At 33.8% G+C, this 13,517-nt stretch carries 10 protein-coding genes and 2 tRNA genes; 9 read left to right on the top strand and 3 right to left on the bottom strand.

Annotated features, from left to right (window positions below; genetic code table 11):
• Window positions 1–42 precede the first annotated feature (42 nt).
• On the top strand, window positions 43–1,278 hold the full coding sequence (locus PQ462_RS03105) for a metallophosphoesterase (RefSeq protein ID WP_012023699.1): 1,236 nt from the start codon (window positions 43–45) through the stop codon (window positions 1,276–1,278).
• Between the two features lie 71 nt (window positions 1,279–1,349).
• Window positions 1,350–1,652, top strand: a complete 303-nt coding sequence (locus PQ462_RS03110; RefSeq protein ID WP_012023700.1) for a thioredoxin family protein — start codon at window positions 1,350–1,352, stop codon at window positions 1,650–1,652.
• Window positions 1,653–1,674: 22 nt separating this feature from the next.
• On the opposite strand, the gene PQ462_RS03115 is transcribed toward PQ462_RS03110, so the two are convergent.
• Together PQ462_RS03115 and PQ462_RS03120 are read right to left on the bottom strand one after the other, a co-directional pair.
• Window positions 1,675–2,313 (bottom strand): polysaccharide deacetylase family protein, encoded by a 639-nt coding sequence (locus tag PQ462_RS03115; protein ID WP_012023701.1) that lies wholly within the window; start codon window positions 2,311–2,313, stop codon window positions 1,675–1,677.
• A 91-nt stretch (window positions 2,314–2,404) separates the two neighbouring features.
• On the bottom strand, window positions 2,405–5,686 hold the full coding sequence (locus tag PQ462_RS03120; protein WP_274252330.1) for a glycosyltransferase family 117 protein: 3,282 nt from the start codon (window positions 5,684–5,686) through the stop codon (window positions 2,405–2,407).
• Window positions 5,687–5,931: 245 nt separating this feature from the next.
• On the opposite strand from PQ462_RS03120, the gene PQ462_RS03125 reads away from it, so the two are divergent.
• Both PQ462_RS03125 and PQ462_RS03130 read left to right on the top strand, forming a co-directional pair.
• Window positions 5,932–6,002, top strand: a tRNA-Gln gene (locus PQ462_RS03125).
• 109 nt (window positions 6,003–6,111) lie between these two features.
• Window positions 6,112–6,182 (top strand) — tRNA-Gln (locus tag PQ462_RS03130).
• A gap of 60 nt (window positions 6,183–6,242) precedes the next feature.
• On the opposite strand, the gene PQ462_RS03135 is transcribed toward PQ462_RS03130, so the two are convergent.
• The gene (locus PQ462_RS03135) at window positions 6,243–7,067 is read right to left on the bottom strand and encodes a universal stress protein (RefSeq protein ID WP_274252331.1); all 825 of its coding nucleotides are present in this window, start codon (window positions 7,065–7,067) and stop codon (window positions 6,243–6,245) included.
• A gap of 173 nt (window positions 7,068–7,240) precedes the next feature.
• Here PQ462_RS03135 and rimP point away from each other — a divergent pair, with 173 nt between their 5' ends.
• The 5 genes from rimP (at window position 7,241) to PQ462_RS03160 (ending at window position 13,450) form a co-directional block, all read left to right on the top strand.
• On the top strand, window positions 7,241–7,705 hold the full coding sequence (gene rimP, locus PQ462_RS03140) for a ribosome assembly cofactor RimP (RefSeq protein WP_044047587.1): 465 nt from the start codon (window positions 7,241–7,243) through the stop codon (window positions 7,703–7,705).
• A 13-nt stretch (window positions 7,706–7,718) separates the two neighbouring features.
• Window positions 7,719–8,972, top strand: a complete 1,254-nt coding sequence (gene nusA, locus PQ462_RS03145) for a transcription termination factor NusA (RefSeq protein WP_012023705.1) — start codon at window positions 7,719–7,721, stop codon at window positions 8,970–8,972.
• Between the two features lie 58 nt (window positions 8,973–9,030).
• Entirely contained in the window at window positions 9,031–11,901 is a 2,871-nt protein-coding gene (infB, locus tag PQ462_RS03150) for a translation initiation factor IF-2 (protein ID WP_012023706.1), read from the top strand.
• A 665-nt stretch (window positions 11,902–12,566) separates the two neighbouring features.
• On the top strand, window positions 12,567–12,881 hold the full coding sequence (locus PQ462_RS03155) for a phosphatase PAP2 family protein (RefSeq protein WP_274252332.1): 315 nt from the start codon (window positions 12,567–12,569) through the stop codon (window positions 12,879–12,881).
• Between the two features lie 56 nt (window positions 12,882–12,937).
• Complete coding sequence (locus PQ462_RS03160; protein WP_274252333.1) at window positions 12,938–13,450, top strand: DUF4920 domain-containing protein; 513 nt, start codon at window positions 12,938–12,940, stop codon at window positions 13,448–13,450.
• Window positions 13,451–13,517 lie beyond the last annotated feature (67 nt).

The raw sequence follows: 13,517 nt of genomic DNA on the forward strand, positions 1-13,517 counted from the left end.
TAAAATTTTCATTCTTTGTTACTTTGCTTAAAACTGTAAATAATGATCCTTCGTTTTGTAATTCTATGTGCTCTTTTTATATTTATTGAGTTCTATTCCTATCAAGCCTTTCGCACCTTAATAAAACTTAGATGGGTTTTAGTTAGTTATCAGGTTATAAGCCTGCTTATTCTGCTGTTTATTATTTATTCATTTTCTCAGGTTGATCGTTCTGTAGGGCAGACCAAACAATTTATGTTTACTACAGGATTAATGCTGTTGGTTTATGTACCAAAAATTGTTCTTACATTAATAATGTTTGGAGAAGATATTATTAGAGTAGGAGCTAGTATTCTAAATTATTTTGTTTACAATACGCCTAGAAAAGAAATGATGCCTGAAAGAAGAAAATTTGTGAGCCAAATAGCTTTGGGTTTGGCAGCGGTTCCTTTCTTGTCTTTAATTTACGGAATCTTTGAAGGAAAATATAATTTTAAAGTATTTAAACAGACTATTTATTTTCCAGATCTTCCAGACGAATTTGACGGCTTTAAAATAACACAGATTTCAGATGTTCACAGCGGCAGTTTCGATAATCCTGAAAAAATAAATTATGCAATTGATTTGATTAATGAGCAGGAAGCAGATATGATCCTGTTTACAGGAGATATTGTAAATACGCATGCAAAAGAAATGCATCCGTGGCTGGAAACTTTTAACAGGATCAAAGATTATAAATACGGAAAATTTGCAGTTTTAGGAAATCACGATTATGGTGAATATGTAACCTGGCCTTCTGAAAAAGAAAAGGATGAAAATTTTGCCGAAATTAAAAGCCTGTATGGTAAAATTGGTTTCGATTTAATGCTGAATGAAAATAAATATATTCAAAAAGGAGCAGACAAAATAGCTTTGGTTGGAGTTGAAAATTGGGGCGCTAATTTTAAAAAAGCTGGTGATTTGAATAAGGCATCGGAGAATCTTCATAAAGATGATTTTAAGGTTTTAATGAGCCACGATCCAAGTCATTGGGAATATGAAATTAAAAAGCATCCTAAAAATTTTCATCTAACTCTGGCAGGGCATACACACGGAATGCAGTTTGGAATTGAAATTCCGGGATATTTTAAATGGAGCCTTGCGCAGTACATTTATAAACAATGGGCCGGATTATACGAAGAAGCCGGAAGATACGTTTATGTAAACCGGGGATTTGGTTTTCACGCCTATCCAGGACGAGTTGGAATTATGCCTGAAATCACAGTGATTGAACTAAAAAAAGGCGAGAATGTGGCTTAATTCGTTAAAAATGCTACATTTGTATTAATTATCTCTTTTTAATAGATTAAAAGAATTAAATTTTTGGTTTTATGTCAAAATTTGGAGAACTTATAAATGCTCAGGTTCCAGTGTTAATTGACTTCTACACAGATTGGAACGAATCATCAGTATTGATGCATCCGGTAATAAAGGATGTTGCGGCGGCACTAGGCGACAAAGCAAAAGTAATTAAGATTGATGTTGATAAAAATCAGGAACTAGCCGAAGCATTAAGAATTAAAGGACTTCCGACTTTAATGATATACAAGGAAGGACAAATGATCTGGAGACAATCTGGAGAGCTTGATGCAAATACACTTATCGGAATTGTTCAGGAGCAATTCAATGTATAATAATTCTTTCTAAAAGATATTATCAGTGTATAATATCAAATTTATATCCGTTTTCTTTTAAAAAATGAAGCGTTTTTGGCAGAGCAAATTTTAAATTTGGCGAAGCTTTTATGCTGTCATGAAATACAATTACACTTCCGGATTTTACATTTTTAGTTACATTTTCAAGACACTTTTCAGGGGTAATAGACTGATCGAAATCAGCACTCAAAACGTCCCACATTATGATCTTGTAACCTAGTTTTCTTAAAATTTTAGACTGCGCTTTTTTGATTTTTCCGTAAGGCGGGCGAAATATCAAATTGTTTGGTTTTATTTCTTCTTCTAAAATCTGGGCGCAATTTTTTACATTTTCGATATAATCATTAGTGTGTATTTTCCATCCATTTACATGGTTCATGGTATGGTTTCCAATAGAATGTCCGTCTCTAATCAGTTTTTCGAATAAAGATAAATTGGCTTTGATATTTTTTCCAATACAGAAGAAAGTAGCTTTAGCATCGAATTTTTTTAATTCAGATAAAACCCAGTCAGTAATTTCAGGGGTAGGGCCGTCATCAAATGTTAAGTATATTTTCTTTTCATTGTTTGGGATATCCCAGCAATATTTAGAAAATATCTTTTTTATAAATGAATTAGTTTTTACCCAATAAAAGCTCATTTGGATTGATTTAGATACATGTAAAAATAAAAAATGCGGCGCTTTTTATCAAGAAGCGCCGCATTTTTTTAATCAATATAATTTTCGTATATTATTCTTTTTCGCGTCCAAAACGCTCAAAAATATTTACATACGTATTAAAAGTTGTTTTGTGTTTTTCGTAGAAAGCGTTGTCGTTGTTATCTTTCATAACTTGCAATAAGCTTCTGTAACGCTCAATATCTGTAATAATATCAATTGCTAAATCTGTCTGATCTGAACCGCTTAAAGTTTTGTAGTAATCCAGATTTTCTCTGTATTTATTAACCAATTTGTCTAATAAATCGTGAGCTTTAGCTGTTTCACCAACTTTATAATAACCGCCCGCAAAAGGTTCAACTAATGAGTAGTAGCCAAATTTATCCAAAGGCATTTTTGTCATGGCTAAATTGATAATGTTTTTAGCCTTATCGTTTTTGCCTTCAGCAATAAGTTGGTTCATCAAACGAGACAAGTTTGTACGGTAGGTAATACTGTTTCTTCTTGTTTCCGGGTCGTGATAGATTTTGTTGCTTTCGCTGTTGCCCCAATCCCATTTCATTACAATATCGTACATTTTATCAGCGTCGATTTGTCCCATATCCATAGGGCCGCCGTCTTTAGAAGGTGTGTTTTTAATTGGAACCAATTTGTAAACCATTCCGTCTAATTGCAGGTAATCTTTAAGCCATAAATAATCTTCATCATCAAAAGCACCACCGCTGAAATAAATAGGGCGTTTCCAATCGTTATTAGCCAGGATATCCAGCATCATTAAACGATTTTTGTATAAAGCTCTTCCTTTAATATCAATATCCATATAAGGAACAATTGAATCATTGTATTTAGGGTTTACAACTTTGTTTTTGATGATAGTGTTTTTATCAACGTTAATTCTGATTTTATTTGTTGGATAAAAATGAATAGTCTGTCCATTTTGTAAGCCTACAGTCGATTTTGGATTTTTAATAAAATCAAGAAAGTCTTTTATATTCCAGCGCGTATCAATTTTTTGAATATAAGCTACATAATCCAGGTTATCACCCACATATTGACTATGTGTAAATGATATTGGCAGAGGGTCTGATTCGTATGATTTTGCTTTCATTTGATCGATATACCAGTCTGTCATGAAGAGGCTTGTGTTAACAATTTTCACGTCAGTTCTATAATGTTCAATTTCCTGAGCATACCAGAGCGGGAAGGTGTCATTGTCTCCAATAGTATAAAGAATAGCGTCTTTATCGCAAGAACTCAAGTATGCTTTTGCCATTGCAACAGCAGTATATCTGTTTGATCTGTCGTGATCGTCCCAGTTTTGAGAAGCCATTAAAATAGGCGCTGCTAATAAACTTCCGGCAATAATTACTGGTCCGGCAATTTTTGGAGCAACATATTTCTTGAAGCTTTCATATAAAGAATAAACTCCAAAACCAATCCAGATTGCAAATACATAGAAAGATCCAACAAGAGCATAATCTCTTTCACGAGGCTCAAAAGGTCTTTCATTTAAATATATTTTTAAAGCAATTCCGGTAAATAAAAATAATGCTAAAAGAACATAAAAACTTTTAAGGTCTTTATTAGCATGATACATTAATCCAATTAAGCCTAAAATAAAAGGAAGGAAATAGTAAACGTTTCTTCCTTTATTGTTTAAAACATCAGAAGGTAAATTGTCCTGAGAACCTAAATGAAGAGAATCAAGAGCTTTGATACCGCTGATCCAGTTTCCGTCTAAGTTGTCATATTTTCCCTGAACATCGCTTTGGCGTCCAACAAAGTTCCACATTAGATATCTCCAGTACATGTATCCAAATTGGTATTCGAACATAAAACTGAAATTGTCAACAGCAGTTGGTTTCTCGATTATTAAATAATCTCCATAACTCTTTAGGAATTTTACATATCCTTCGTTGTCAATTTGTTTTTGAGCATAAGCATGTCTGAATTCAGAAATTGTTTTTTCAACTTCATTGCGAAGCTGTGCTGTAGCCTTATTGTATTCTTCTTCAGTTAATTGGCTTGCGTCTATGCCGTATTTTGCTAAATCCTCTTCATAATCATAATTTGGATTGATTCTGAACTTAGGAGGATTTGTAAAACTGATGTAATTTTGAATGTGACCCGTTTCTGTACTCCACATTCTTGGCAGAATAGTTTTTTGATTGTCATCAGAATTTTGTTCTGCATTTTTATAATTGTTGGTAATGATATATTTACCTGTTTTATAATCTCTTTCGTAGTTTGGTTTTTTGTCTAAATATGGAGTTTTAGCATCAAGTCCGGCAAAAACTTCTGTGTATTGAGGTCCGTAAAATAAAGGGTTTACACCATATTGTTCACGATTGTAATAAGCCAGAACCTCTGCAGCGTCTGATGGTTTATTTTCGTTAATTACCGGGTTGGCATTAGCACGTACCGGAAGCATCATCCAGGTAGAAAAACCAATTAAAATAAATAAGATGCAAAGAATGATTGTGTTATAAAAAATCAGTCCTTTTTGTTTTGTGAATTTTAATCCAAAATAGAAGAAAGCAATTAAAACTAAAACCACAAAAATAGTTCCTGAGTTAAAAGGAAGACCAAGATTGTTTACCATGAAAACTTCGGTTTTACCAAAAGAAGCCATAGTTAAAGGAAGAAGTAATTTAAAAATGAATAATAAAATTCCAATTACAACAACATTGGCGATAAGAAAGTTTTTTATGGTTACTTTTTCGTAGTGTTTAAAATAATATAAGAATCCAATTGATGGAATTGTCAATAAAGCCATAAAGTGAACCCCAAATGAAAGGCCTACAACTAAAGAAATAATTAATAGCCATTTGTTTCCTTTTGGTTTGTCCATGTCTTGTTCCCAGCGTAGTCCAAGCCAAAAAAGCAAAGCAATTAATAGTGATGCCATTGCATACACTTCGGCTTCGACAGCATTGAACCAAAAACTGTCAGAGAAAGTATAGGCTAGAGCTCCAACAAAAGAACTTCCTAAAATAACAATAGAATTGTTTTGATCAATTTCGGCAAAACGTGCTACAATTTTCTTTAAAATCATAGACGAAGACCAAAACATAAATAAAATTGTAAATGCACTTGAAAAAACAGACATCATATTTACCATTACCGCTACATGCTGCGCATCTATAGCAAACATTGCAAAGAAGGCTCCCATCATTTGGAATAGAGGTGCTCCCGGAGGGTGGCCGACTTCAAGTTTAGCCGCTGTAGCAATATATTCGCCACAATCCCAAAAGCTCATCGTAGGTTCAACAGTTAGTGTGTAAGTAATTAAAGCGATTGCAAATGCAAACCAACCAATAATTGTATTCCATTTATTGAAATTGAATTGTGCCATATTTAGGTATTAAAATTTTGTATGTTTTCAATCCTACAAAGAAAATGTTTTTTTATGTAAAGAAACGAGCATTAACAAAAAATTCTATAAAAGTATCTGTAAAGAGTAATGTGTTGTATATGAGATGTTTTTAAGAATACTTGTGGTTTTAAAGTGAAAAAAAACTAAAAAAATGATTTTTTTTGGTTAAAAAGTTTGTGCAAACTAAATAAAACTTTAAATTTGCACTCGCTTAACCGCACTGCTGGTCTATGGTGTAATGGTAACACTACGGTTTTTGGTGCCGTCTTTCTAGGTTCGAGTCCTAGTAGACCAACAGAAAAGCCTCTCATTTTTGAGAGGCTTTTTTTATTTTAAAAAAGTTGCTTTAAAAATTTGCATAAATTAAATAAAGTTTTAATTTTGCACCCGCTTAACCGCACTGCTGGTCTATGGTGTAATGGTAACACTACGGTTTTTGGTGCCGTCTTTCTAGGTTCGAGTCCTAGTAGACCAACATAAAAAGCCTCTCAGATATGAGAGGCTTTTTTTATGCAATGCTCTTTTTGAAAGCTTTTTATATTTTTACTGTTAAAACAGGTTTGATGGAGTGGTTTACTAATCCTTCGCTGATACTTCCGTTAAAGAAATGAGCAAAACCTGTCCTTCCGTGTGTACACATTCCAATAATATCTGCATTTATGCTGTTTGAGAAGTTAATAATTCCTTTCTCTATATTTGTGTCATTGTAGATGTGAGTTGAGTAGTTAGTAAGGTTAAATTCGCTTACAAAATTTTGAAGAGCTTTTTCGGTTACATGAGTTGGTTTAAAGCTGTTAGGGGTGCATATAGAAACTAAGTGTATTTTTGCATCAAAAAAATTAGCGAAGTCTAATAGTTTTTGAAAAGGTTTTTTGGTTTCATCTGTAAAGTCAGAGGCAAAAACAATATTAGATACATTGAAATCTGTAGTGTCTTTTTTGATTACAAGAACAGGAACTTCAGAATTTCTAACAACTTTTTCAGTGTTTGATCCAATTAAAAGTTCTTCCATTCCAGATGATCCGTGTGATCCCATGATGATAAGGTCAATATCTTGTTCTTTGCTTATTTGTGTTATTCCATTTATTGGTTTGTCCATTTTTACCATTTCGGTTATCGAGATTCCTTCAAGAAATGGGCTGTTAGAAACTTTATCTAAAGTTTCGTTTGCTTTTTGCATGAAAAGCATGGTTTCGGGAATGCTGACGCCTCCAAATATTGCATCGTTAGTTTGATGTGGTAATTCCAGCATGTGTAAAATTGTAATTTCAGAATTGTTTTTTTTAGCGATTTGAGCAGCGACTTTTAAGGCATGTTCTGCGTGTTCTGAAAAATCAGTAGGTACTAAAATTCGTTTCATGATTTTAGGATTAAGGGGTTTAAAAAACTTGTTAATATTTGGTATTATAAAGGTAACGATTATTTTTGCAGCAATCTATTTATTTGATTTATAAAAAAATCACTATATTTGCACCGTTATTTATTAAAATCTAAATAATGAGGGGACTAAGTGTCCCCTCTTTTTATAAAATTATGACATTTAAGGAAAAGGTAAACGAATTAATTACAGAAGCACTTCTGGAAAAGCCATCGATCTTTTTGATTGATCTTGCTGTTTCGGATTCTTTTAAAATTAGTGTTGGTTTAGACGGAGATAATGGAGTTGCGCTTCAGGATTGTATTGATATTAGTCGTGCAATTGAGAACAATCTGGATCGTGAAGAGCAGGATTTTTCGCTTGAAGTAGCATCAGTTGGAGTGGGATCTCCTTTGAAATTGATAAGACAATACAAGAAAAATATTGGTAGAACGTTGATTGTTACTACAAATAATGAAAAAATCGAGGCAGAATTGATAGAAGCTAACGATGTTTTTATAATTTTGTCTTGGAAGGCAAGAGAACCAAAAAAAGTAGGAAAAGGAAAAGAAACAGTTCAAAAAGAACAACAGATACCTTATACAGAGATAAAAGAGGCAGTTGTTACAGTAACATTTTAATTAAAGAATTCGCATGGAAAATTTAGCATTAATCGATTCATTCTCAGAGTTTAAAGATAATAAACTTATTGATCGTGTAACGCTTATGGCAATTTTGGAGGACGTGTTTAGAAATGCACTAAAGAAAAAATACGGTTCTGATGATAATTTCGATATCATTATAAATCCTGATAAAGGAGATATGGAGATTTGGAGAAGAAGAGTTATCGTTGCTGATGAAGATCTGGACTTTGAGAACGAAGAAATTACTTTGACTGAAGCAAGAATGATCGAGGCGGATTTTGAAATTGGTGAGGAAGTTTCTGAAGAGGTTAAATTAATTGACTTAGGAAGAAGAGCTATTTTGGCTTTGCGTCAAAACTTAATATCTAAAATTCACGAACACGATAATACAAATCTTTATAAACAATTTAAAGATATTATTGGTGATATTTATACTGCCGAAGTGCACCACGTTCGCCCAAGAGTTGTTATCTTAGTAGACGATGAAGGGAATGAGATTGTGCTTCCAAAAGAAAAACAAATTCCTTCTGACTTTTTCCGTAAAGGAGATAATGTACGCGGAATTATTGAAAGCGTTGAATTAAAAGGAAACAAACCTCAAATTATTATGTCTAGAACTTCTGAGAAGTTTTTAGAAAAATTATTCGAGCAGGAAATTCCAGAAGTATTCGACGGTTTAATTACGGTTAAAAATGTAGTTCGTATTCCGGGAGAAAAAGCAAAAGTTGCTGTAGATTCGTATGATGACAGAATTGATCCTGTTGGAGCCTGCGTAGGTATGAAGGGATCTCGTATTCATGGAATTGTACGTGAGTTAGGAAATGAAAATATTGATGTAATCAATTATACAAACAATATTCAATTGTTCATTACAAGAGCATTGAGCCCTGCAAAAGTTTCTTCAATCAAAATAGATGAAGAAAGTAAAAGAGCTGAAGTTTTCTTGAAATTAGAAGAAGTTTCTAAAGCAATTGGTAGAGGCGGACATAATATTAAATTAGCGGGTCAATTAACAGGGTATGAGCTGGATGTTATTCGTGAAGGAGATGTTGCTGGTACAGTTGCAGATGAAGACGATGTTGAATTAACAGAGTTTTCAGATGAAATCGAAGAATGGGTAATTGAAGAGTTTGCTAAAATAGGTTTAGATACTGCAAAAAGTATCTTGAAACACGACGTAGAAGATTTAGTAAGAAGAACAGACTTAGAAGAGGAAACAATTCTAGATGTTATGAAAATACTAAAAGAAGAGTTTGATAGTTAAGCAATAGCTTTATCTGCTCTAACAACACAACTAAAAAAGGTAATAATAAAAAGGTTATATGTCTGAAGAGAGAGTAATAAGAATAAATAAGGTTTTAAGGGAATTAAATATCTCGTTAGAAAGAGCTGTAGATTATCTAAAAGATAAAGGAATTGCTATTGATGCAAATCCAAATGCAAAAATTTCTGACAGTGAATTTAATATCCTTCAAAGTCAATTTGCGGGCGATAAGGGGAATAAGGAAGCTTCTAAAGAGGTTGGAGAAGAAAAAAGAAAAGAAAAAGAAGCATTACGTGTAGAGCGTGAGAAAGAAATTGAAGACAAACGCAGACAAGAAGAGGAGCGTCAAAAACAGCAGGAAATAATCAAAGCCAGAGCTGTTGTTTCAGGACCTGTACAGGTAGGTAAAATTGATTTAAATCCAAAGAAACCTGCAGCTGTTTCTCCAGAAGAGCCAGTAAAAGCTGAGGAACCTAAAACTGTTACTCCAACTCAAACAGAAAAACCTGTTCAAAAAGAAACTGTACAGTCTGAGCCTGTAGCTCCTGTTGTTTCTGAAGAGAAAAAGGTAGAAAAGCCTATTATTACTGAGAAAAAAGAAGTAAAAGCTGAAAGTTCTAAAACAGCTCAGGAGCCAATTATTTCAACGGATCCAACAACTGCAGAGGAAACAATCACTACTCAATATCAAAAATTATCTGGAACGACTCTTACTGGGCAGACTATTGATTTATCTCAATTTAATAAGCCTAAGAAAAAGAAAGAAGATCCAAAAATTACTCCAAATAAACCAGGAACTCCTGGAGTTGGGAATAATAATAACGCTAATAAAAATAAGCGTAAAAGAATTGCTCCTAAACCTGGTACGCCGGGTGCGCCAAAACCTGCAACGGGTAATGCGCCGGGAACACCAAATCCGAATAAAATTACACCAAATTCTGGTGGAGGCTTTAATGCTAACAGAAACGCAAGACCTGGTTTTGTAAAAGGAAACCGCCCTGCAATTGTTGCAAAAGTAGAGCCTACAGAAGAAGAAGTAAAAAACCAAATTAGAGAAACTCTTGAAAAACTTCAAGGGAAGGGAGGTAAATCTAAAGCGGCTAAATATAGAAGAGATAAAAGAGAAACACACCGTCAGAAATCTGATGATGAACAAAGGGCTCTTGACGAAGGAAGTAAAACAATTAAGGTTACAGAATTCGTTACAGTTGGTGAGATTGCAATCATGATGGATGTGCCGATTACTAAAGTAATTGGAACTTGTATGTCTCTTGGTATCATGGTAACCATGAACCAGCGTCTGGATGCTGAAACATTAACAATTGTTGCTGATGAATTTGGTTATGATGTTGAATTTATAACTGTTGATATCGAAGAAGCAATTGAAGTTGTTGAAGATAGAGAAGAAGATTTAGTAACAAGAGCGCCAATTGTTACAGTAATGGGTCACGTTGACCACGGTAAAACATCTTTACTGGATTATATTCGTAAAGAAAATGTTATCGCTGGTGAGTCTGGAGGTATTACACAGCACATTGGAGCATATGGAGTTACTCTTGATAATGGACAAAAAATCGCATTTTTAGATACTCCGGGTCACGAGGCGTTTACCGCGATGCGTGCGCGTGGAGCTCAGGTTACAGATATAGCTATTATCGTAATCGCTGCGGATGATGATATCATGCCGCAAACTAAAGAGGCAATCAGTCATGCTCAGGCAGCTGGAGTTCCAATTATATTCGCTATCAACAAAGTTGATAAGCCAAATGCTAACCCTGATAAAATTAAAGAAAGATTAGCAGGTATGAATTTGCTTGTTGAAGATTGGGGTGGTAAAATTCAATCACATGATATTTCTGCAAAAACAGGATTGGGTGTGAAAGAATTACTTGAAAAAGTATTATTAGAAGCAGAGATTTTAGATTTAAAATCTAATCCAAATAAGGCAGCACAGGGAACTGTTGTTGAGGCTTACTTAGATAAAGGTAAAGGATATGTGTCTACGATTTTAGTTCAGCATGGAACTTTAAAAATTGGAGATTATATGCTGGCAGGAAAACATCATGGAAAAGTGAAAGCTATGCATGATGAAAGAGGGCATACAGTTTTAACTGCTGGTCCTTCAACTCCGGTATCTGTTTTAGGTCTTGACGGTGCTGCAACTGCAGGTGATAAGTTCAATGTATTTGAAGATGAAAAAGAAGCAAAACAAATTGCATCTAAACGTTCTCAATTAATGCGTGAACAATCTGTACGTACACAACGTCATATCACCCTTGATGAAATTGGACGTCGTATTGCTCTTGGTCAGTTTAAAGAATTAAACGTAATCCTTAAAGGAGACGTGGATGGATCTGTTGAAGCGTTATCAGACTCGTTCTCTAAACTTTCTACAGAAGAAGTTCAAATTAATATTATCCACAAAGGAGTTGGTGCAATTACAGAAACTGACGTTAACCTGGCTTCTGCATCTGATGCGATTATTATCGGATTTAACGTTCGTCCGGCTGGAAATGCAAGACAACTTGCTGATAAGGAAGAAATCGATATCCGTTACTACTCTATTATTTATGCAGCTATTGACGACTTGAAAGATGCGATGGAAGGAATGTTAGCTCCTGAAATGAAAGAAGAAGTTTTAGGAACTGCTGAAATCCGTGAGATTTTCAAAATCTCTAAAGTAGGTTCAATTGCAGGTTGTATGGTAACAGATGGTAAAATCTTAAGAACTTCTAAAATTAGAGTTATTAGAGATGGAGTTGTAGTTCATACAGGTGAATTGGTTGCTTTAAAACGATTCAAAGATGATGTTAAAGAAGTAACAAAAGGTTATGACTGTGGTATTCAAATTAAAGGATTTAATGACATTGAAATTAGCGATGTGATTGAAGCTTACCATGAAGTAGCTATCAAGAAGAAATTGAAATAATATTCAATATTAATATTAAAAAGTCCCAATGAAAATTGGGACTTTTTTGTTTAAAAAGATTTTGTGTGTAAGTGTGGTATTGAAAAAACTTTTTTATAAAAATGTGTTTCATTTTATAATATGAAACGTAAATGAGTGATTTGAATTAGGTGTGATTTTAGGATTGTTTGTTTCTTTGTCTTTAAATAGAATAGATAATTTGAATGGAAATTATTTGTGGTGGATATGAAGATAATGGTAATTCGTATTATTAATGCAGTTTTTAGGAAACGCTTTAAGTCAGATAATGCTGTTAGTAATTTTACAAACGTTCAGCAGTTAAGGCAGATAATGCCTGCATTGCTGGATGGATATTTGTCTGAAGCAGAAATGCCTAATAGTCTTCTTTTATTGTCGCCGCCTCCAGAGCATAACTCCAGTCTTTTTGATCTTGATTTGGAACATGCAAAAAAGGCTGTTGAGTCTAAGGATAAGGAGCGTTTTTTACTGGCTGCAAGAGATGCAGATCTGTCCTTTCCTTTTGCTGTTAGATCATTTGAGCCAATTTTAGGTATAGAAATTAGTGAAACAAAAACTCCTAAACTCTATGTTCTTATGCGAAGGGTAATGACTGATGCAGGATTACTTATGCTGCTAAAAATTATTATAAACGAGAACGGCCGTTTATGGTTAATAATCAAAAAACCTGCACTCCTGACCAGGAAAATATATTATATAAAGTTGGTTCTTTTCCTTCGGGTCATGCGGCTGTAGGCTGGGCATGGTCTTTGGTTTTGATTAAGCTTTTTCCGTATAAGCAAAAAGAGATTTTAAAACGCGGACATGACTTTGGCGAAAGCCGTGTTATTTGTAATGCGCACTGGTATAGCGATGTTGAAATGGGAAGAGTTATGGGGCAGGCAGTTGTTGAGTGTTTGTGTGTTAATTCGGCTTTTTTGTCTGATTTTGAAGAGGTGAAAAAAGAAATGTCACGAGCTTAGAAAAGGGTATTTATATTTCAGATTTTAATATTATTTTTGATAAAATTATATAAATTATGAAACGATTGTCAATATATGCTTTTACGCTTTTTATAAGTTTTTCTACATTGTCATTTTCGCAGGAAAGTGTTGAGAAGCCTTCACCGCCAGCTGGTAATGCTTTAGTTGGGGATTATTATGGAACAGATGTTTCTAGTGATGTTGTAAACAAAGCAATTTCTGTTAAGAAGTTAGAAAGTGAATTAAAAAACACGAAAAGGACAGAAGGAGTTGCTGTAAAAGGAGAGGTAACAAATGTTTGTGAGAAAAGAGGGTGCTGGATAACTCTTAAAGCAGAAGATGGGGTGTCTTTCTTTGTGAAAATGAAAGATTATGCATTTTTTGTTCCAACCACCTTAAAAGGTAAAAATGTGGTTTTAGAAGGTAGCGCTGAGAAAAAAGTAACTTCAGTTGATGAGTTAAAGCATTATGCTAAAGATGCTAAAAAATCAAAAGCGGAAATAGATGCAATTAATACACCAAAAGAAGAGATTCGATTTTTAGCAAATGGAATTAAAGTGGTAAATTGATTTAAAAGTTTTTACTTTGAAATCTATGAATAATAAAAAAAGCGAGATAATTATCTCGCTTTTTTTA

The sequence above is a fragment of the Flavobacterium sp. KACC 22758 genome, from assembly GCF_028736135.1.
GTDB classification, from domain to species: domain Bacteria; phylum Bacteroidota; class Bacteroidia; order Flavobacteriales; family Flavobacteriaceae; genus Flavobacterium; species Flavobacterium johnsoniae.

Bases quoted from the DNA above. Each gene is read 5' to 3' on its own strand.
- rimP (WP_044047587.1), top strand. From the start codon at position 7,241: ATGACATTTAAGGAAAAGGTAAACGAATTAATTACAGAAGCACTTCTG.
- PQ462_RS03115 (WP_012023701.1), bottom strand. From the start codon at position 2,313: ATGAGCTTTTATTGGGTAAAAACTAATTCATTTATAAAAAAGATATTT.
- PQ462_RS03155 (WP_274252332.1), top strand. From the start codon at position 12,567: ATGGTTAATAATCAAAAAACCTGCACTCCTGACCAGGAAAATATATTA.
- PQ462_RS03110 (WP_012023700.1), top strand. From the start codon at position 1,350: ATGTCAAAATTTGGAGAACTTATAAATGCTCAGGTTCCAGTGTTAATT.
- PQ462_RS03105 (WP_012023699.1), top strand. From the start codon at position 43: ATGATCCTTCGTTTTGTAATTCTATGTGCTCTTTTTATATTTATTGAG.
- nusA (WP_012023705.1), top strand. From the start codon at position 7,719: ATGGAAAATTTAGCATTAATCGATTCATTCTCAGAGTTTAAAGATAAT.
- PQ462_RS03160 (WP_274252333.1), top strand. From the start codon at position 12,938: ATGAAACGATTGTCAATATATGCTTTTACGCTTTTTATAAGTTTTTCT.
- PQ462_RS03120 (WP_274252330.1), bottom strand. From the start codon at position 5,686: ATGGCACAATTCAATTTCAATAAATGGAATACAATTATTGGTTGGTTT.
- PQ462_RS03135 (WP_274252331.1), bottom strand. From the start codon at position 7,067: ATGAAACGAATTTTAGTACCTACTGATTTTTCAGAACACGCAGAACAT.
- infB (WP_012023706.1), top strand. From the start codon at position 9,031: ATGTCTGAAGAGAGAGTAATAAGAATAAATAAGGTTTTAAGGGAATTA.